Origin of the sequence: Novosphingobium fuchskuhlense (assembly GCF_001519075.1) — a bacterium.
Classification (GTDB): domain Bacteria; phylum Pseudomonadota; class Alphaproteobacteria; order Sphingomonadales; family Sphingomonadaceae; genus Novosphingobium; species Novosphingobium fuchskuhlense.
Genome location: NZ_KQ954245.1, coordinates 51863 through 71181, shown reverse-complemented (window position 1 = coordinate 71181; position 19319 = coordinate 51863). Strand labels below are relative to the sequence as shown.

At 67.2% G+C, this 19319-nt stretch carries 18 protein-coding genes and 1 pseudogene; 9 read left to right on the top strand and 10 right to left on the bottom strand.

Annotated features, from left to right (window positions below; genetic code table 11):
* Window position 1: 1 nt before the first annotated feature.
* The 3 genes from AQZ52_RS10080 to AQZ52_RS10070 all read right to left on the bottom strand — a co-directional run bounded on the left by AQZ52_RS10080 (window position 2) and on the right by AQZ52_RS10070 (window position 2178).
* Window positions 2-514 (bottom strand): MerR family transcriptional regulator, encoded by a 513-nt coding sequence (locus tag AQZ52_RS10080; protein ID WP_205626463.1) that lies wholly within the window; start codon window positions 512-514, stop codon window positions 2-4.
* Window positions 515-546: 32 nt separating this feature from the next.
* Window positions 547-906, bottom strand: a complete 360-nt coding sequence (gene hisI / locus AQZ52_RS10075; protein ID WP_276203279.1) for a phosphoribosyl-AMP cyclohydrolase — start codon at window positions 904-906, stop codon at window positions 547-549.
* Window positions 907-1404: 498 nt separating this feature from the next.
* Window positions 1405-2178 (bottom strand): ComF family protein, encoded by a 774-nt coding sequence (locus AQZ52_RS10070; RefSeq protein ID WP_067909977.1) that lies wholly within the window; start codon window positions 2176-2178, stop codon window positions 1405-1407.
* Between the two features lie 80 nt (window positions 2179-2258).
* Here AQZ52_RS10070 and AQZ52_RS10065 point away from each other — a divergent pair, with 80 nt between their 5' ends.
* A complete protein-coding gene (locus tag AQZ52_RS10065; protein ID WP_067909974.1) occupies window positions 2259-3056 on the top strand; it encodes a methyltransferase domain-containing protein in 798 nt (265 codons plus the stop codon).
* A gap of 146 nt (window positions 3057-3202) precedes the next feature.
* On the opposite strand, the gene ppdK is transcribed toward AQZ52_RS10065, so the two are convergent.
* The 3 genes from ppdK to AQZ52_RS10050 all read right to left on the bottom strand — a co-directional run bounded on the left by ppdK (window position 3203) and on the right by AQZ52_RS10050 (window position 9121).
* The gene (ppdK, locus tag AQZ52_RS10060) at window positions 3203-5866 is read right to left on the bottom strand and encodes a pyruvate, phosphate dikinase (RefSeq protein ID WP_067909972.1); all 2664 of its coding nucleotides are present in this window, start codon (window positions 5864-5866) and stop codon (window positions 3203-3205) included.
* A 73-nt stretch (window positions 5867-5939) separates the two neighbouring features.
* Entirely contained in the window at window positions 5940-8195 is a 2256-nt protein-coding gene (gene glyS, locus AQZ52_RS10055) for a glycine--tRNA ligase subunit beta (protein ID WP_067911968.1), read from the bottom strand.
* The gene (locus AQZ52_RS10050; RefSeq protein WP_067909969.1) at window positions 8192-9121 is read right to left on the bottom strand and encodes a glycine--tRNA ligase subunit alpha; all 930 of its coding nucleotides are present in this window, start codon (window positions 9119-9121) and stop codon (window positions 8192-8194) included. Before AQZ52_RS10050 ends, glyS begins: the two co-directional genes overlap by 4 nt.
* Window positions 9122-9225: 104 nt before the next feature.
* Here AQZ52_RS10050 and AQZ52_RS10045 point away from each other — a divergent pair, with 104 nt between their 5' ends.
* The 4 genes and pseudogenes from AQZ52_RS10045 to AQZ52_RS10030 all read left to right on the top strand — a co-directional run bounded on the left by AQZ52_RS10045 (window position 9226) and on the right by AQZ52_RS10030 (window position 11781).
* Window positions 9226-10134 (top strand): TraB/GumN family protein, encoded by a 909-nt coding sequence (locus tag AQZ52_RS10045; protein WP_240481581.1) that lies wholly within the window; start codon window positions 9226-9228, stop codon window positions 10132-10134.
* Window positions 10135-10270: 136 nt separating this feature from the next.
* Window positions 10271-10561, top strand: a pseudogene (gene rplY / locus AQZ52_RS10040) (50S ribosomal protein L25); the annotation flags it as partial.
* 129 nt (window positions 10562-10690) lie between these two features.
* The gene (gene pth / locus AQZ52_RS10035) at window positions 10691-11257 is read left to right on the top strand and encodes an aminoacyl-tRNA hydrolase (protein WP_067909966.1); all 567 of its coding nucleotides are present in this window, start codon (window positions 10691-10693) and stop codon (window positions 11255-11257) included.
* Window positions 11258-11397: 140 nt separating this feature from the next.
* A complete protein-coding gene (locus AQZ52_RS10030; RefSeq protein ID WP_067909963.1) occupies window positions 11398-11781 on the top strand; it encodes a PEP-CTERM sorting domain-containing protein in 384 nt (127 codons plus the stop codon).
* A gap of 117 nt (window positions 11782-11898) precedes the next feature.
* On the opposite strand, the gene AQZ52_RS10025 is transcribed toward AQZ52_RS10030, so the two are convergent.
* Together AQZ52_RS10025 and AQZ52_RS10020 are read right to left on the bottom strand one after the other, a co-directional pair.
* Window positions 11899-13416: a tetratricopeptide repeat protein gene (locus tag AQZ52_RS10025; RefSeq protein ID WP_067909959.1), complete on the bottom strand. Its 1518-nt coding sequence runs from the start codon at window positions 13414-13416 to the stop codon at window positions 11899-11901.
* A gap of 33 nt (window positions 13417-13449) precedes the next feature.
* Window positions 13450-13701 carry a hypothetical protein gene (locus AQZ52_RS10020; protein ID WP_067909954.1) on the bottom strand — a complete coding sequence of 84 codons (252 nt, stop codon included), beginning with the start codon at window positions 13699-13701 and terminating at the stop codon, window positions 13450-13452.
* Window positions 13702-13763: 62 nt separating this feature from the next.
* On the opposite strand from AQZ52_RS10020, the gene ychF reads away from it, so the two are divergent.
* The 3 genes from ychF to AQZ52_RS10005 are packed head-to-tail and all read left to right on the top strand — an operon-like array spanning window position 13764 to window position 15754.
* Window positions 13764-14864: a redox-regulated ATPase YchF gene (gene ychF, locus AQZ52_RS10015; protein WP_067909951.1), complete on the top strand. Its 1101-nt coding sequence runs from the start codon at window positions 13764-13766 to the stop codon at window positions 14862-14864.
* A gap of 12 nt (window positions 14865-14876) precedes the next feature.
* On the top strand, window positions 14877-15335 hold the full coding sequence (locus AQZ52_RS10010) for a MaoC family dehydratase (RefSeq protein WP_067909948.1): 459 nt from the start codon (window positions 14877-14879) through the stop codon (window positions 15333-15335).
* Window positions 15336-15343: 8 nt separating this feature from the next.
* Window positions 15344-15754, top strand: a complete 411-nt coding sequence (locus AQZ52_RS10005; protein ID WP_240481579.1) for a GNAT family acetyltransferase — start codon at window positions 15344-15346, stop codon at window positions 15752-15754.
* A gap of 3 nt (window positions 15755-15757) precedes the next feature.
* On the opposite strand, the gene AQZ52_RS10000 is transcribed toward AQZ52_RS10005, so the two are convergent.
* A complete protein-coding gene (locus AQZ52_RS10000; protein WP_067909942.1) occupies window positions 15758-16207 on the bottom strand; it encodes a hypothetical protein in 450 nt (149 codons plus the stop codon).
* On the bottom strand, window positions 16207-18030 hold the full coding sequence (mutL, locus tag AQZ52_RS09995) for a DNA mismatch repair endonuclease MutL (protein WP_205626482.1): 1824 nt from the start codon (window positions 18028-18030) through the stop codon (window positions 16207-16209). Before mutL ends, AQZ52_RS10000 begins: the two co-directional genes overlap by 1 nt.
* Before the next feature lie 203 nt (window positions 18031-18233).
* On the opposite strand from mutL, the gene AQZ52_RS09990 reads away from it, so the two are divergent.
* Window positions 18234-19280 carry a rod shape-determining protein gene (locus AQZ52_RS09990; protein ID WP_067909936.1) on the top strand — a complete coding sequence of 349 codons (1047 nt, stop codon included), beginning with the start codon at window positions 18234-18236 and terminating at the stop codon, window positions 19278-19280.
* The last annotated feature ends 39 nt before the right edge of the window (window positions 19281-19319 follow it).

Genomic DNA, 19319 nt, shown 5'->3' with positions numbered 1-19319 from the left:
GTTATTCGGTATCGGTGCCCGGATCGACCGGGCGGCCTTCCAGCTTCTCGCGCTCGATCAGCAGCGCGACGAAACTCGTCAGTTCGGCAATCGTTGCATTGATATCGGCCTGCTGCCGCTTGAGATTGTCGATCCGCTCACGGCACTTGTCGATCGTGACACGGCGCTGCCTGGCGCGGCCGTCGCCCAGATCGTAGAGATCGATCATGTCGCGGATTTCGGAGAGGCTGAACCCCACGTTCTTGGCGCGCATGATCCATGCGAGCCGCGCCCGGTCACGCTTGGAATAGATGCGGGCAAGCCCGACCCGGGTCGGTGCGATCAGCCCCTCGTCCTCGTAGAAGCGCAGCGCACGGGCGGTCACGCCGAATTCACTCGAAAGATCGGAGATGGTGAACTGCTCGCGCGCAAGGGCATCTGGCTGGTGCAAGTGACCGGTATGGTCGCCGCTGCGGGCCGGACGAGCCGCCGTCTGGGTCCGCTCCGGACTCGTGGTGATGGGACGCGAGGACATATCCCGCGACCTAACTACCCTTTACGTAAGCGTCAACTATCGATCCGCTCCAGCCCGCCCTCCGCATCAAGCCGGCGGTAGAAGCACGAAGGGGCCAGGGTGTGGCAGGCCGGGCCCGCCGCCTCGACCCTGAGCTCCAGCGCGTCCTGATCGCAATCGACGCGGATCTCGATCACCTTGAGCACGTGGCCCGATGTCTCGCCTTTCATCCACAGCCGCCCGCGCGAGCGCGAATGGAAGTGCGCCAGGCCCGTCTCGCGCGTGCGGGCAATCGCCTCTGCATCCATATGGGCGAGCATCAGCAGACGGCCGCTCGCATGATCGAGAGCGACCGCCGTCACCAACCCCGCTGAATCGAAGCGCGGCATGAACACGCTGCCCTGCTCGCGCAGCTCAGTCTCGGAAGTTTGCGTGGAAATGGGACCGGCCTTTCATCGAGGACCACCGCTGGGGTGTCTTTTTGTTGCACGATAACCACATGGCCCTGCCAAAATCCATGGGCCTTGAACATCAGGCTTTTACCTCGCCGCGCAATGGCCGATGTACGAAGTGCGGCTTGAGGGAGCCGCCTCGGCGTAACGGGCAAGTGCCTGGACGCCGCGCGAAGGCCAGAGTTCAGGGTAACAAGCAATGAGGTCCCCGTGGCCACGCCGCTCCCCGCAACGGGCAGGGCAGCGCCGGTAAGGGGCACAAATTCAGGGATTACGGTAGGGTCCGTCATCCGTCACAAGCCAGCTCTTGCTGGAGGCCGCTAAGGGGCGCGCCGTGACGGGTTCGACCTTCTCAGATACGAGATCGTCACGGGAACGCCCGGAGTTCAGGCTCCGGGCGTTTCGTGTTTTCGGCCCTGCCGTGTTTTCAACCCTGCCGTGTTTCCAGGCCTCCTCTTTTCAGGCAGCCAGCGGCCGATCAGCGCGGTCCACATGGTCGAGCGCTTCGTCCAGCACCCGGGCGAAGCACGCGATCCGCACTTCGGCTGCACCGGCCTTGCGCAAGGCGGCAAGGCAGGCGTCGGTGGTCGCCCCGCTTGTCATCACGTCATCGACAAGGAGCACCCTTGCCCCCCGCAGCCGCGCGGCGCGGCGCGGATGCGCGCTGATCGCGCCGCGCAGCGCTTCGGCCCGCGCGCGCTTGCCCAGCCCCCCGAGCGAAGGCGTGCGCTTGCGGCGCTCCAGGCCATCGACCACCAGCGGCTGGTGGATCGCCCGCGCGATCCGCGCTGCCAGCAGGGCCGACTGGTTGAACCCGCGCTCCCACAGCCGCCAGCGGTGCAGCGGCACGGGGATCACCAGCCATTCGCCCTCCAGATCTGGCAGGCGGCGCACCATCAGCCGCGACAGCAGGTCCGCCAGCGCGATGCGCTTGCCGCGCTTGAAAGCGAGCACGAGTTCGCGCGAGGCATCGTTGTAGAGAGTTGCAGCCGCGATCCCGGCATGGCGCGGGGCTTCTGCCATGCACGGCGCGCATTGCACCGCGCCCGAACGCACCACGCTGTCCGCCAGCGGGCGCTGGCACGTGCTGCAGGCGGGCTCCCCCGGCACGGCGAGCCGTGTCCAGCAGGCCGCGCAGAGCCCGCCCTGCTGCGCCAAGGCATCGCCGCACAGCGGACACCGCGGCGGAAACACCAGATCGATGATCGGGGTCAGAAAGGCAGGGCCGGCCATAGGCTGGAGTGTCTGCCCTGCCGCCGGGATTCGCAAGAGGGACTTGGCAAGCGCGGTGCCGCGCGGCAGGGGCCTTTGCGATGGCCAGTCCCCCTCCCCCCACCATTTTCGCGCCCGCGCGGCGCCGCGCCATGCGTGCCCGGATGCGCCTGCTGGAGCGCCGAGCGGATGCGCCCCGCTTCCTCGCCGAGGACATGGTCGACGATCTGCTCGACCGGCTGTCGTTCCTGCGCCACCAGCCGCGCCGCGCGCTGGTGGTTGGCGATACGACCGGCCTGCTGGCCGCAGCCCTCGCCGCGCAAGGGTGCGCCGTCGTCCGCGCGGATCCTGCCCCCATCGCCGGCGAACTGCCGATCGACGAGGAACAGCCCATCTCCGAACCGGGCTTCGACCTCGTCGCTGCGCTCGGCACGCTTGCAACGGTGAACGACCTGCCCGGCGCGATGCTGCATATCCGCCGCGCGCTGGCCCCGGGCGGCCTTGCCGTCCTGTCCTTCTGCGGCGCGGGCAGCGTGCCCGCTCTGCGCCAGATCATGGCGGAGACCGACGGTGATCGGCCTGCCGCCAGGATCCACCCGCAAGTCGATGTGCGCGCGGGCGGTGATCTGCTGCAACGCTGCGGCTTTGCCGATCCGATGAGCGACAGCCGCACGCTTGATGTGCGCTATCGCAGCCTTGGTCGGCTGGTGGCGGACCTGCGCGCGCAGGGTCTTGGCAATTGCCTCGCCCGGCCGGGGCCGGCGCTGGGCAAGGCGGGCGCTACGCGCGCCCATGCCGCCTTTGCCGCCATGGCCGACGCCGAAGGCCGGGTAAGCGAGCGCTTTGCGATCCTGACGCTCAGCGGCTGGAACAAGGCACTGCGCCCGCCGAAGTTCTGAGGTCGCCGCCTCGCCAGCGGCGAGCGCATCCCCAGACCCTTCGTCATCCCCACGAAGGCGGGGATCCAGAGCGGCGCAGCGGCATGGCTCCTGGTTACCCGCCTTCGCGGGAATGACGAAGATTGGTGGAGTGAGCCGGCCTTACCCTACCCCAGCGCCGCCTGCGCCGCCGCCAGCCGGGCGATCGGCACGCGGTAGGGGCTCGCCGAGACGTAATCGAGGCCGACCTTCTCGCAGAACGCGATGGAGGCCGGATCGCCGCCGTGTTCGCCGCAGATGCCGAGCTTGATGTCGGGCCGTGTCTCGCGGCCGCGCACGGCGGCCATTTCGACGAGCTGGCCGACGCCTTCGATATCGAGGCTGACGAACGGGTCGCGCGGGTAGATGCCCTGTTCGACATAGGGCCCGAGGAATCGGGCGGCATCGTCACGCGAGACGCCCAGCGTGGTCTGGGTGAGATCGTTGGTGCCGAACGAGAAGAACTTCGCCTCCTCGGCGATTTCGCCCGCCATCAGCGCGGCGCGGGGAAGTTCGATCATCGTGCCGACAAGGTATTCGAGGGTGCGCCCCTTCTCGGCGAAGACGGCTTCGGCTGCGCGGTCGACGAGGGCGCGCAGGATGAGCAGTTCGCGCCGGGTGGCGACGAGCGGAATCATGACTTCCGGCACGACCGCCTCGCCCGACTTTTCCGCGACATCGCAGGCTGCCTCGAAAATCGCGCGGGCCTGCATCTCGTAGATTTCGGGGAAGGTGATGCCGAGGCGGCAGCCGCGGTGGCCGAGCATCGGGTTGAACTCGTGGAGTTCGCCCGCGCGGCGCTTGAGGTGATCGACGCCGAGGCCGGTGGCTTCGGAAAGCTCCTCGAACTCCGTCTCGCCATGCGGCAGGAACTCGTGGAGCGGCGGATCGAGCAGGCGGATGGTGACGGGAAGCCCGGCCATGACCTCGAAGATCGCGGTGAAATCGGCGCGCTGTTCGGGCAGCAGGCTATCCAGCGCGCGGCGGCGGGTGGCTTCGTCCTCGGCCAGAATCATCTGGCGCACCAGCGAGATACGGCCCGCATCGAAGAACATGTGTTCGGTGCGGCACAGGCCCACGCCCTCGGCGCCGAACTGGCGCGCGACCTGGCAATCGAGCGGCGTTTCGGCGTTGGCGCGGACCTTCATCCGGCGGTGACGGTCCGCCCATTCCATCAGGACGGCAAAATCGCCGACCAGTTCGGGCTCGACCATCGGCACAGCGCCGAGCATGACATCGCCGTTCGAACCGTCGAGCGTGATGACTTCGCCTTCCTTCACCTCGCGCGTGCCCATGCGCGCGGTGCGGGTCGTCATGTCGATCGAGAGGCCCGACGCGCCGGAAACGCAGGGGCGGCCCATGCCGCGCGCGACCACGGCGGCATGGCTGGTCATGCCGCCACGCGCAGTCAGCACGCCCTTGGCGGCGTGCATGCCGTGGATGTCTTCGGGGCTGGTCTCCACACGGACAAGGATCACTTCCTCGCCCAGCTGCGCGCGGCGCTCGGCATTGTCGGCATCGAACACGATGACGCCGGTGGCCGCGCCCGGCGAGGCCGGGAGGCCACGGGTGAGCACCTCACGCGCGGCGCTGGGATCAAGCGTTGGATGTAGCAACTGGTCGAGCGCCATCGGGTCGACGCGCTTCACCGCGGTCGCCTCGTCGATGAGGCCTTCGCGGGCCATCTCGACCGCCATCCTGAGCGCGGCCTTGGCGGTGCGCTTGCCCGAGCGGGTCTGCAGCATCCACAACTTGCCCTGCTCGACGGTGAACTCGATGTCCTGCATGTCCTTGTAGTGGGCTTCTAGCAGGTCGAACACGCGCGCCAGTTCGCCATAAGCCGCGGGCATCGCCTCTTCCATCGAAAGGGGCTTGGCCCCTGCCCGCTCCCGCGCGGCCTTGGTAAGGTATTGCGGGGTGCGGATTCCGGCGACGACGTCCTCGCCCTGCGCGTTGACGAGGTATTCGCCGTAGTAGGCGCGCTCACCGGTCGCGGGATCGCGGGTGAACGCCACACCCGTCGCCGAGGTTTCGCCCATGTTGCCGAAGACCATCGCCTGGACGTTGACTGCGGTGCCCCAGTCATGCGGGATCGAATTGAGGCGGCGATAGACCTTGGCGCGGTCGCTCTCCCACGAATCGAACACCGCGCCGATCGCGCCCCAGAGCTGTTGGTGGACATCCTGCGGGAACGGGCGGCCAAGCTCCTCCGCGACGATGGCCTTGTACTGCCCGACGAGGGCCTGCCAATGCTCCGCCCCCATCTCGACATCGGCGAAGAAGCCGTTGTCTTCCTTGGCGATCTCGAGCGCATCCTCGAAGCGGTGGTGATCGAGGCCGAGGACGACATCCGAATACATCTGGATGAAGCGGCGGTAGCTGTCCCACGCGAAGCGCGCATCGCCCGAGCCGGCAGCGAGACCTTCGACGGTGATGTCGTTAAGGCCGAGGTTGAGCACGGTGTCCATCATGCCCGGCATCGATACGCGCGCGCCCGAGCGGACCGAGACGAGCAACGGATTCGCCGGATCGCCGAACACGCGGCCGGTGGCCTTCTCGATGTGGGCAACGCCGGCAGCGACACCGGCACGCAGGGCCTCGTCAAACGTCTTGCCCGCGGCATTGTAGGCCGTGCAGACTTCGGTGCTGATGGTGAAGCCCGGGGGCACCGGCAGGCCGATGCCGGCCATCTCGGCGAGGTTGGCGCCCTTGCCGCCCGTGATGGTCTTGTCACGCGAACGGGGATCAGTGTTCGTGGCGCCGCCACCGAAATGGAATACGTATGCGCTCATAAGACCGACAGGCTCCCTGCGAACGTGAAATGTGTCCGGTATGCCCGGATTCGCGGAAAATTGATGGAGTGCCTTAGCCCTCTATACGGCCAAAGTCCGCAACTTTGTGCACTGCAGCACGGAAGCGGTCAAGCAGCCCGAGACGACCTGCCCGTTTGGCCGGGTCGGCATCGTTGACGGTCACGCTCTCGAAAAACGCGTCGATGGGCGCGCGCAAGATGGCGAGTGCGGCCATCGCGGCGGTGAAATCCTCTGCCGCAACAGCGGCTTCCGCGCGCGGTTCGGCAGCATCGAGCGCATCGACGAGGTCCTGCTCGGCGGGTTCGCGCGTGTAATCGGCGGCGAGCGGCGTGTACTCTTCCTTCTTGAGGATATTGGCGGCACGCTTGTAGCCGGCGAGCAGGTTCACCCCGTCCTCGGTGGTGACGAAGGCCTGCAGGGCATGGACCCGGGCGAGCAGGCGGACGAGATCGTCTTCGCCGCCGAGGGCGAAAACGGCATCGATCAGGTCGTGGCGGACGCCGGCTTCGCGTTGCTGGACCTTCAGGCGGTCGGCGAAGAACGCGAGGAGGGCCGCGGGCGTCTTGCCGACGACATCGGGCGCGCTGCGCAGGAACTCGAGCGCAATTTCGGAGTAGGGCTCGAGCTTGATCTCGAAATCGCCGAGTTCGGATGTGAAATCGGCGATGCGGGCGGCAAATTCATCCGAGGGCAGCGAGGGGTGCGGCTGCACCTTGCCGATCTTCTCGATGTAGATCGCGAAGTTGACGTCGCCCGCTACCGCGCGTTCGAGAACCGAGGCGAAGACGCTGGCGATGGCGTTGCGCAGCACCTCCGTCAGGTTGCAACGTACGCGCCCGGCGAGGAGGATCTGGATCACGCCAAGCGCCGCGCGGCGCAGCGCGAAGGGGTCCTTTGAACCCGTCGGCTTCTCGTCGATGGCAAAGAACCCGGCGAGCGTGTCGAGTTTGTCCGCAAGCGCCACGGCCACGGTCACAGGCGCTGTGGGAACCTCGTCGCTCTGCCCGACCGGCTTGTAGTGATCGCGGATGGCGTCGGCGACGGCATCCGGCAGGCCCTCGGCGCGGGCGTAGTAGCCGCCCATCAGGCCCTGGAGTTCAGGGAATTCGCCGACCATCTCGGTGACGAGATCGGCCTTGCAGAGCTGCGCGGCGAGGCGCGCCTGCGCCGGATCGCAACCGGGCACGATGCCTTCGCTCGCCAGCCATTCCGCCAGCTTGGCGACGCGCCCGACCTTGTCGGCCACCGTGCCCAGCTTTTCGTGGAAGGTGATGCGTGCGAGCTTTTCGGCCTGCACCGAAAGCGGCGTCTTACGGTCCTGCTCCCAGAAGAAGCGCGCGTCCGAAAGGCGCGCGGCGAGGACCTTGCGGTTGCCCGCGACGATCATCGCGCCGCCATCGTGCGCCGCGATATTGGCGGTGCAGACAAAAGCGTTGGCGAGTTTTCCAGCGCTGTCGCGGCAGATGAAATACTTCTGGTTCACGCGCGCGGTCAGCTGGATCACTTCCGGCGGCACTTCGAGGAACGCCTCGTCAAAGCGGCCGAGCAGCGGAACCGGCCATTCGGTAAGGCCCGCGTTCTCGATGACGAGGCCTTCATCCTCGACCAGCGCGAGGCCGGCGTCCGCCGCCGCCTGCTTGGCGCCCTCGCGCACGATCCCCTCGCGCTCCGCATGATCGACGATCACGTAGGCGTCGCGCAGCTTAGCGGCGTAGTCGTCCACGCCTTCGATCACGATTTCGCCGCTGTGGTGGAAGCGGTGGCCCATGGTGGTGCGGCCGGAATGAATGCCGCCGATCTCGCACGGCACCACTTCGCCGCCCAGCAGCGCCACGATGCCCGATAGCGGGCGGACCCAGCGCAAGCTGTCCGGCTGGAGGCTGGCCGCGCCCCAGCGCTGCGACTTGGGCCAGGGGAACGCGCGGATGATCGCGGGGATCGCCTCGGCGAGGACGTCGGCGGCAGCCCGGCCGGGCTTTTCGACGACGGCGAACCACACGCCATCACGCTGGGTGAGCTGGTCCTTCGAAAGGCCGGTCTTGCGCAGGAACCCTTCGAGCGCCTGTTCGGGGGCGGAGGTGCGCGGGCCCTTGGTTTCCTCACTGACCGCCTCGGTCGCGAGCGGCAGATCGCGCGCGATCAGCGTGAGGCGGCGCGGGGTGGACCACACCGTCAGCGCGCCGACGGCGAGGCCGGCGGCCTCCATCTCGCGGCGGAACAGCTTTTCCAGATCAGCGCGCGCGCCGGCCTGCATCCGCGCGGGGATCTCTTCCGAGCGCAGTTCGAGGAGAAAGTCTGCGCTGCTCATGCCGTCCACCCCGGGAACTTCGCTTCCCATTCGGGGCGGTACTTTTCCATATAGCCCTCGCAGGACCCGCGCGCGAGATCGCGCACCCGGCCCATGTAGCTCGCGCGTTCCTGCACCGAGATCACGCCGCGCGCCTGAAGCAGGTTGAACAGATGGCTCGCCTCGATCGCCTGCTCATAGGCGGCGATTGGCACTTTGGCCTCCAGCGCCTTGCGGCACTCGGCCTCGGCGCGGCGAAAGCCTTCGAAGAGCGTCTCTGTGTCCGCCACCTCGAAGTTCCACGTCGACATCTGGCGTTCGTTCTCGAGGAACACATCGCCGTAGCTCACGCCGTGGTTGTTGAAGCGCAGGTCGTAGACGTTGTCGACACCCTGGATATACATCGCAAGGCGTTCGAGCCCGTAGGTGAGTTCGCCGGCGACCGGCTTGCAATCGAAGCCGCCCATCTGCTGGAAATAGGTGAACTGGGTCACTTCCATCCCGTCGCACCAGACTTCCCAGCCCAGCCCCCAGGCGCCGAGCGTGGGCGATTCCCAGTCGTCCTCGACAAAGCGGATATCGTGCAGCAGCGGATCGATGCCGATCGCGGCCAGGCTGCCGAGATAGAGCGCCTGCAGATCGGGCGGGCTCGGCTTCATGATCACCTGATACTGGTAATAGTGCTGCAGCCGGTTCGGGTTCTCGCCATAGCGGCCATCGGTCGGCCGGCGGCTGGGCTGGACATAGGCCGCGTTCCACGGCTGGGGGCCGAGCGCGCGCAGGGTCGTTGCGGGGTGGAACGTACCCGCGCCCATGCGCATGTCGTAAGGCTGGAGGATCAGGCAGCCCTTGTCGCCCCAATAGGCATGGAGCGCGAGGATCATGTCCTGCACGCTCAAAGGCTGGGCTTTGTGCGGTGCGGAAGCGGTGGGTGCGGTGTCAGCCATGGCCCGCGCGCTTTGGCCGATTGCCCGGTTCAAATCAACCGGCAGCAAGTGCGGAAACGGCGGTTCTTGCCACGCGCGCGGGCTTGGTCCATCCCGGTGCGGCGATGATGCGTCCACCCCGCCCCCTCCCCCGCCTCCTGCAACTGCTCGCGGCGTGCCTGCTCGTTGCGCTGGCGGCCTGCGGCGCGGCGAAACCGCCCCCTGCTGAGCCCGCCAAAGTGGCGCTCTGGGCCATTTCGGACAGCACCGGCGTCCACGGCTGGCTGCTGGGAACCGTCCATTCGCTGCCGCCGGGCACGCAGTGGCACCGCCCCGCGATCGACAGCGCGATCGCCGAGGCGGACCGGCTCGTGCTCGAGATCGGCGAGCCACTCGACAGCGGGGTCGCCGGCCAGGCGCTCGGCCGCCTGGCGTTCACGCCCGGCCTGCCCCCGCCAAGCGAGCGGGTGGGGCCCCGGTTTCGCGGCGATCTCGCCAAGGTCTACAAGGACCTCTCGCTCACCGATGCCCAGTTCAAGGATCAGGAAAGCTGGGCCGTCGCGCTGCAGATCGCCGCGATCGGCGGCCGCAAGCAGGGCATGGAACCCGATAGCGGGGTCGAGCCGGAGCTGCGCCGGGTGATCGGCGCGCGTCCCATCACGGGGCTGGAAACCATCGACAGCCAGTTCGGCATTTTCGATACGCTTCCGCCGCGCGCGCAGACCGTGCTGCTCGAGCAGGTTGCCCACGAGGCGGCCGACAACCGCGATGACGACAAGGACATGCTGGCGCTGTGGCTGCGCGGCGACGAACTGGGCATCGCGCGCGAGGCACAGGCCGGGTTCCTCGCCGATCCGATCTTGCGCGGCGCGCTGCTCACCCGGCGCAATCTGGCCTGGGCTGACCAGATCAATGCGATGCTGAAGGGTGGCGGCAAGCCTTTCATCGCTGTGGGCGCGGCGCATGTCGCGGGCGTGGACGGCCTTCCTCGCCTGCTCGAGGCGCGCGGGTGGCTGGTCAAGCGGGTGTACTAGCGCGCCCGTTTCCCCGGTTCCGCTTGCTTTTTCCGCCATAGCCGCTAAGGGCCGCCGGTTCCTGCGTGCATGGTCATCCCTGGAGGCGTGGCGCAAGGATATCGGTTTGAAACATATAACGTGAAGGTACGGACACATGAGCGATACGCTGCATCTGCCGGCCGAGACGCGTGAACGGGCTGGCAAGGGAGCCTCCCGTGCACTTCGTCGCGAAGGCCGCACCCCCGCTGTGATCTACGGCGGCAATCAGGATCCGGTTTCGATCCACGTCGAGGAAAAGGAACTGCGCCGCCAGCTTGGCACCGGCAAGTTCTTCGATTCGGTTATCGAGCTCACTGTCGGCGGTCAAACCGTGCGCACGACCCCCAAGGACGTCGCCTTCCATCCGGTTTCGGAACGCCCGCTCCACGTTGATTTCTTCCGCATCTGAGCGGGCAGCGCGGTCCAGGCGACACGCCTGACGACAGCGTGATGATGCATTGCCCGGTCCCTCTCCAGCAGGAGAGGGGCTGGGCCCCCTCCCCCTGATCCTGTCGCGCACTGGGAGACCCTCGCCATGCAGCTCTGGGTCGGCCTCGGCAATCCCGGGCCCCAATACGCCCTCCACCGGCACAACGTCGGCTTCATGGCGCTCGACACCATCGCCGAAGTGCACGGCTTCGGTCCGGTCCAGAAGAAGTTCCAGGGCTGGGCGCAGGATGGGCGGATCGGCTCACAGCGCCTCATCCTCCTGAAACCCGCCACGTTCATGAACGAAAGCGGCCGCGCGGTGAGCGAGGCACTGCGTTTCTACAAGCTCGGGCCGGACGCGCTGACCGTGTTCCACGACGAGCTCGATCTTGCCCCTTTCAAGGTCAAGGTGAAGCAGGGCGGCGGGCACGCCGGGCACAACGGGCTGCGGTCGATCGACCAGCATATCGGCCCCGAGTTCCGCCGAGTCCGGCTTGGCATCGGGCATCCCGGCCACAAGGATCGCGTAACCGGGCACGTGCTCGGCAACTTCGCGAAGGCGGAGCAGGACGACCTGGTCGAAATGCTCGGCGCGGTGGCTGCAGAGGCGGGCCGACTGGCCGCCGGCGACGATGTGCGCTTCATGAACGATGTCGCCCTGCGCCAGAATTAACCGGAACAAGCGTCGGCTCAGCTTACAGTCACGTAACACGCTAAGGGGCGTTAACCAGCGGAAACCGCAGATTTCCGAAATTGGCATCAAGTTTGCTTCTATAAGGTTTAACCACGGTTTTCTGGCAAGGGGTTTTAACCATGAAGCGCATTCTCATTACCTCGGCGGCCCTCCTCGGCACCGCCACGATCTCGACTCCGGCTGCTGCCTGGTTCGGGCACACCCACTACTGCAACTGCGGCCACGCCGCCGGCGCGGGCATGTGCGGCAGCTCGACCTCGAGCTCGACCACCACGGGCGGCACCACCACCACCGGCGGGACGACCACCACCTCGACCACCGGCGGTACCACCACTTCGGGCGGCACCACCACGACGGGCGGCACGACCTCGACCACCGGCGGCACCACCACGACGGGCGGTACCACCACTTCGGGCGGCACGGCTGTTCCGGAACCGGGCATGCTCGGCATGATGGGTCTGGGCTTCGTCGGCCTCGCCCTGGCGCGTCGCCGCCGCCGCTGATCAGCCGCTTCCCCTGCCCGCCTCACCTTCAGGGACCGCGCACCGCGCGGCCCTGAAGGCCGGGACGAAATGGCGGAAACCCAAGGGTGGACCGATCGGCCCACCGTTCGCGTCGGGTCAGCCGGCAGCCATCAGGGCCCGCGCCAGGTCAGCGCGCAGCACCCGGTTGGTCGGATCAAGCCGGGTCGCTTCCTTCATCAGACGCAGCATCGTCTCCCGGTCACGGCCCGTCTCGAGCCGGACCAGTGCCGCCGTATGGAGCATGTCGGCATTGCGCGGCGCGAGTTCGAGCGCGCGGTCGGCGTGGCGCAGTGCCGCATCGGCATCGCCTGCACGCACGGCGGCAGCGGCCATGCGCCGCAGCACTTCGGCATCGTTTTCATAGCCCTGAATGCGGCCATAAGCTGCCAGCGCAGCCTTCCAGTCCTGCCGCGTCAGCGCGGCTTGTCCGGCTGAGGCAAGCTGCGCGTTCACCTTGAACTGTGCCGAGGCCATCCGCGCCGCATAGCCAGCGGCTGCCGGATCGTTTGCCGCCTTGGCCGCCCGCAGCGCCAGATCGACTTCGCGCTGGCCAGCGAGCACGCTTTCCGCCAGTGGCTGCGCTGTGCGCAAGGCCCCCGCCGCATCGCCGACGGCCAGTTGTGCTTCGGCCAGCATCAGCCGCGCATAGGGGTTCTGCGGTGAGAGCAGCAGCGCCTGCGCAAACATCGCGCGCGCCTGTTCCGGATGACCAAGCCGCAGCAGCGCCTCGGCATAGCTCATCCCGTTCGCCGAGCGCGGATCAAGCGTTGATTCCTGGCCCATCAGCGTCTTGCGCACGGTTTCCCAATCGCCCTTTTCCGATGCGAGCTGGACGGTAAGGTCGACCACTTCATGATTGGCAGGCGCAATCTTGGCCGCGCGCGCGACCAGCGCGACCGCCGCATCGATCTGGCCTTCCATGTCGGCCAGGCTGGCAAGAGCCGTAAGCGGCTCGGTACGCGAGGGATAGGCATCCGCCGCCGCGCTGAAGCTGCGCTTGGCGTCCGCCAGCCTCCCGGTCTGCGCAGCCAGCGTCCCCGCGACCATCAGCGTATCCAGCCGCCCGGGCCCGATCCGGCGCAAGGTTTCGAGCGCCGCCGCCGCACCCTGGTAGTCTTGCGCCGCAATCAGGAACGCGGCGTAATCATGCGCGAGGGCGAAGTTCTGCCCTCCAGCGGCCATGCCCCGGCGCAGCGCATCGAGCGCGGCGGGGGAATCCTCGCGTGCGACATGGGCGGCGGCGCGCAGCCGCCAGGCTTCGGGATCGCCATCCTTGCCAAGCAAGGTCAGCGCGGCATCGGGCTGACCGCGCAGGATCGCGGCTTCGGCCTTCATCCGCACGGTCTCCGGCGTGTGCACGCCCGCATCCTCGATCCGGGAAAGCGTCGCCTGCGCCCCGTCGCCATCGGCCAGACGGAGCTGGGCGCGGGCCAGCAGCAGGAGCATCTCGCGGTTGCCGCCATCGGCATCGAGCGCGCTGAGCGCATTGGTGCGGGCGGCAGCATAGTCTTCGGCGGCATAGGCCTGCCGGGCGGCGGCAGACTGCGCGGCGGGATCCGGGCGCGAGCAGGCAGCCGTGGCAAGCAAAGCGGCGATGATGAGAGCGCGTTTCATGGGAACAGAGACTACGGCACAAGGCCTGAAATTTCAGTGAAGGGCGCGTGTCTCGGGCCTTCTCAGTCCGCAATCCAGCCGGCCTCTCCTTGCGCAGGCCTGCATCACCTCGATCCTGTCGCATGGCGCGGCGAACAGGTGGACGAGGCCCTTGAGCGGCGCCGCCATCTGGATCAGCACGGCATCAGGTTTGGCCAAAACGGGGATGCCGTCCATCACGGCCCGGAGCCGGGCATCGCCAGTAATCGCCCGCGCCCCCTTGACCTTGCCGCCCGGGGATACCATCGCGCCGGTCAGGATATCGGATAAGGTCGTTTGCGTCCGATCCGTGATAAAAGGATTGTACCATGGGTTTTCGCTGCGGGATTGTCGGGCTGCCGAACGTGGGCAAGTCGACGCTGTTCAACGCGCTGACCGAGACGCAGGCCGCGCAGGCGGCGAACTATCCGTTCTGCACGATCGAGCCGAATATCGGCAACGTCGGCGTGCCCGATCCGCGGCTCGACGAGCTGGCGCGGATCGCGGGCAGCCAGAAGATCATCCCGACGCAGCTGGGCTTTGTCGATATCGCGGGCCTCGTGCGCGGCGCATCCAAGGGCGAAGGCCTCGGCAACCAGTTTCTCGGCAACATCCGCGAGGTGGACGCCATTGTCCACGTGCTGCGCTGCTTCGAGAACGCCGACATCCAGCATGTCGACAACAAGGTCGATCCGATTTCGGACGCCGAGACGGTCGAGACCGAGCTGATGCTCTCGGACCTCGAAAGCCTCGAAAAGCGGGTGCCCGCGGCGCAGAAGAAGGCGGCACAGGGCGACAAGGAAGCGAAGATCACCGCGTCGGTGCTCGGCCAGGCGCTGGAACTGCTGCGCGAGGGCAAGCCGGCACGGCTGACGGTGCCCAGGGATGACGAGGAGGCGCGCGTTTTTGCGCAAGCGCAGCTGATCACCGCCAAGCCCGTCCTGTATGTCTGCAACGTCGAGGAGGAAGCCGCGGCGAGCGGCAACGATTTTTCCGCGCGCGTATTCGAGAAGGCCAAGGCCGAGGGCGCCAATGCGGTGATCGTCTCCGCCGCGATCGAGGCCGATATCGTGACGATGCCGATGGAGGACCGGCCAGAGTTCCTCAGCGCGCTGGGGCTGGAAGAAGCCGGTCTCGCGAAAATCATCCGCGCCGGGTACGATCTTCTGCACCTGCTCACCTTCTTCACCGTCGGCCCCAAGGAAGCGCGCGCGTGGACCGTCCACGCCGGCGCCAAGGCACCCGAGGCGGCGGGCGAGATCCATTCTGACATGCAGCGCGGCTTCATTCGGGCCGAAACCATCGCCTACGAGGACTTCGTCACGCTGGGCGGCGAAGCGGCGGCGCGCGATGCCGGCAAGCTGCGGCAGGAAGGCAAGGAATACGTGGTGCGCGACGGCGATGTCATGCACTTCAAGTTCAACGTGTAAGGTACTGAATATATGCAGTATTACGAGGACTTGGTCGTCGGCGCCGTGAGCAGGTACGGCCGCTACGAGGTGACCCGCGAGGAAGTGATCGCGTTCGCCAGCAAATACGATCCGCAGGCCTTCCATCTCGACGACGATGCCGCCGCCGCCACGCATTTCGGCCGTCTTTCCGCCAGCGGCTGGCACACCGCCTCGATGACGATGGCAATGACCGTGGCCAACATGGCGAACAACAAGCAGGCCGGCCTCGGCTCTCCCGGCATCGACGAACTGCGCTGGGTGAAGCCGGTCTATCCGGGGGACACCTTGCGCTGCGAGAACACCCTGCTGGAAAAGCGCCGCAGCAAGTCGCGGCCGGAAATGGGCATCATCAAGGGCGAGACCCGCGTCTACAACCAGCACGACGAGCTGGTGATGAGCTTCAGGGCGCTTGGCATGATCGCCACGCGCGATCCGGCGGGGACGGACTGAGGGCGCACGTGGAGATCCGGCCCTACATGGCGGCTGATTTCGACGGGCTCGATGCGCTCTGGCGCGAGGCCTTCCCGAAGGATCCGCCGCGCAACCGGGCCGATGTCTCGGTCCCGGCCAAGCTCGCCATGCAGGACGACCTGCTGTTCGTCGCCATCGAACAGGGCCGCGTCATCGGCTCGATCATGGCGGGCTATGATGGCCACCGCGGCTGGCTCTATTCGGTCGCCGTGCGGCAGGACGCGAGGCGGCTCGGGGTGGGCAAGGCGCTGGTGCAGACCGCTGAAGCAGCCCTGCGCGCGCGGGGCTGCTGCAAGATCAACCTGCAGGTGCGCAGCTCCAACGCGGCGGTGATCGCGTTCTACAAGGGCCTGGGCTTCAGCGTGGAAGACCACATCAGCATGGGCCGCCTGCTCTAGACATCACATCGGTTTGCACTGGACCACGCCCTTGGCGAAGAACTGGATGCGGCCTTGCGGGTCCATGATCGTGAGGCTGGTGGCGAGGGTCTTGACCACGCCGTTTTCAAGTGGCTTGGCATCGGGCAGCGGCGCGAGCAGCAGGATGCGGTTCGGCCCGACGTAGTGGGTGCGTGCGGTTTCGGGGAGGATCTGGCTCTTCTTGTCGGCGGGGATGCGCTCGATCTTGCCCTTCACCTTGATGATCGCCTCCCCTTCCTGCGCCAGCACCAGCGCGGACATGCCGCCGCCTTCGGGCGTGAAATTGCAGCCGGCGCCGTAGAGCGCGTTGTCCTTGATATCGGGATAGGTGATCGGTTCGGGCTGGACCGTGCTGGCAGGCGGCGGCGGCGGCGGGGCGGGCGCGCCGCAGGCAGCGAGCAGAAGCACCGAGGCCAGAGCAAGACGCCGCATCATTTCCTCCCGAACAGCTTCTCGATATCACCGTGGGCCAGCTTGATCCACGTCGGACGGCCGTGGTTGCACTGTCCCGAGCGCGGCGTCACTTCCATTTCGCGCAGGAGCGCGTTCATTTCCGCAACGCTGAGTACGCGCCCGGCCCTTACCGAACCATGGCAGGCCATGGTTGCCAAAACGAGATCACGCTTCTCGCCCAGCAGAAGCGCCGCGCCGTTCTTCGCCAGATCGTCCGCCACATCGCGCACCAGCGCCTGCACATCGCCGCCCTTGAGCACCGCCGGCACGCTGCGGACAAGCATAGCCGCCGGCCCGAACCGTTCGAGCGAAAGGCCATAGGCGGCAAGCTCGGCGGCGGCTTCCTCGAGCCGGTCGCAGGAGGGCTCGTCGAGCTCGACCACTTCGGGGAGCAGCAGCGCCTGCGCCGGAGCGGTGCCCTCCCCGGCCCCGGCCGCGCGCAATCTCTCGAGCACCAGCCGCTCGTGCGCCGCATGTTGATCGACAAGGACGAGGCCGTCCTGCGCTTCCGCCACGATATAGGTCGCCGCGATCTGGCCGCGGGCGACGCCGAGCGGGTGGTCCGGACCGATACTGCCGACTGCTTCCATCGCAGGCTCCGCCCGGGCAGCCGGCGGCGCCATCACGGCCGCTTCATACCCGCGCCAGGCCTGCCCGGCTTCGGAGACGCGCGCCGGCTCGCGCGATTGCCAGAACAGGTTCGATTGCGGTGCCGGTCCGGGCGGCGGCAGCGGCGCAATCGGTTCGGCCTGCCAGGCCTGCATGGCCGCTGCATCGGGCGCCTGCGCCGAGCGGCGGTCGCCCGTCATCAGCGCCTGCCGCAGGCCCGAGACGATCATCCCGCGCACCAGCGCCGGATCGCGAAAGCGGACTTCGGTCTTGGCGGGGTGGACGTTGACGTCGACTTCCTCGGGCGGGACCTCGAGGAACAGCGCGAGCACCGCATGTCGGTCCCGCGCCAGCATGTCCGCATAGGCGCCGCGCACCGCGCCGATCAGCAGCTTGTCCTTCACCGGCCGGCCATTGACGAAGAGGTACTGGTGGTCCGCCACGCCGCGGTTGTAAGTCGGCAGGCCGGCGACCCCCATGAGGTGGAAGGGTCCGCGCACCAGATCGACCGCGACGGCATTGTCATGGAGTTCGCGCGCGACAAGCTGCGCCGTGCGGGCTGCGAGCGTATCGCCCGGCTGGACCTGCAGGGCCCGGCGGCCATCATGCTCCAGCGCAAAGCCGATATCCGGCCGCGCCAGCGCAAGGCGGCGCACCACATCGAGGCTTGCGGCCCATTCCGCACGCGCACTGCGCAGGAACTTGCGGCGGGCGGGCACTTTGCCGAAGAGGTCCTCCACCCGCACCCGCGTGCCCGGCGGCAGGGCGGCGGGACCATCGGAAACGACAATGCCGTGATCGACCACCCGCGCCCAGGCTTCGCCCTGTGCGCCAGCGCGGCTTTCAATCGTGACGCGCGCGACCGAGGCGATCGAGGGCAGCGCCTCGCCCCGGAAGCCGAGGGTCGCGACCATCTCGATCGCCCCATCTTGTCCGACAAGACTCTCCGGCAGCTTGGACGTGGCGTGCCGCTCCAGCGCCAGCGCGATCTCGTCCGCGCGCATGCCGCAGCCATCGTCCGTCACTTCGATCAGCCCCAGACCGCCCTCGGCGAGGCGCACCGCAATCTGGCTCGCGCCCGCATCGATGGCGTTTTCGATCAGCTCCTTCAGCGCGCTCGCCGGACGCTCGACGACCTCGCCCGCCGCGATGCGGTTGACAAGGTTTTCGGGCAAACGCCGGATGGTGCGCAGGGGCTGAAGCATGGATTGGCCGAGACTAGCGATGAAGCCACGTTTTTTCGAGGCCAGCGCCCGTACTTATCCCGCGTTCCACCTCACAAAATATTGGGTTTTGCTTTGGCGTCCTGCTAATGCGCCCTCTTCACCAGACCCGCACGATCCGCTCTCGCATTCCGCGCGGGCGGGCCCAACCGCAGTTTTACACGGATTTCCTGATGGCCTCGATGCTTTCCCGATTCTTCAAGTTCGGTTCCCAGAACATCGCAATCGATCTCGGCACCGCCAACACGCTGGTCTATGTTCAGGACCGCGGCATCGTGCTCAACGAACCTTCGGTTGTGGCGATCGAGACGATCAACGGCATCAAGCGGGTCAAGGCCGTGGGCGACGATGCCAAGATGATGATGGGCAAGACGCCGGACAACATCGAAGCCATCCGCCCGCTGCGTGACGGCGTGATCGCCGACATCGAAGTGGCGGAAGAAATGATCAAGCATTTCATCCGCAAGGTGAACGGCTCGAAGAGCCTGCTGCGCTATCCCGAAATCGTGATCTGCGTCCCCTCGGGCTCCACCTCGGTCGAACGCCGCGCGATCCGCGATGCCGCCAGCAATGCGGGTGCAAGCCAGGTGTTCCTGATCCTCGAGCCGATGGCTGCCGCGATCGGCGCCGACATGCCGGTCACCGAACCGGTCGGCTCGATGGTCGTCGATATCGGCGGCGGCACCACCGAAGTTGCAGTGCTCAGCTTGCGCGGTCTTGCCTATACCACCTCGGTGCGCGTGGGCGGCGACAAGATGGACGAGGCCATCGTCTCGTACGTACGCCGCCACCACAACCTGCTGATCGGCGAATCGACCGCCGAGCGGATCAAGAAGGACTTCGGCATCGCCATCGTGCCGGCTGACGGCGTGGGCGAGACGATCCACATCAAGGGCCGCGACCTTGTGAACGGCGTGCCCAAGGAAATCACAATCACGCAGGCCAATGTAGCCGAGGCCCTCTCCGAACCGATCGGCGCGATCGTGGAAGGTGTGCGCATCGCGCTGGAAAACACCGCGCCTGAACTCGCGGCCGATATTGTCGATCAGGGCATCGTGCTTACCGGCGGCGGCGCGCTGATCCGCGGGCTCGACGAGCACCTGCGCGACGAGACGGGCCTGCCCGTCAGCGTTGCCGAGGATCCGCTCTCGTGCGTGGGGCTCGGGACCGGCCGCGCCATGGAAGATCCGATCTACCGCGGCGTGCTGATGACGGCGTGATGCCGCCGAAGCACATGCGGCGGATCACATAAGGAAGGG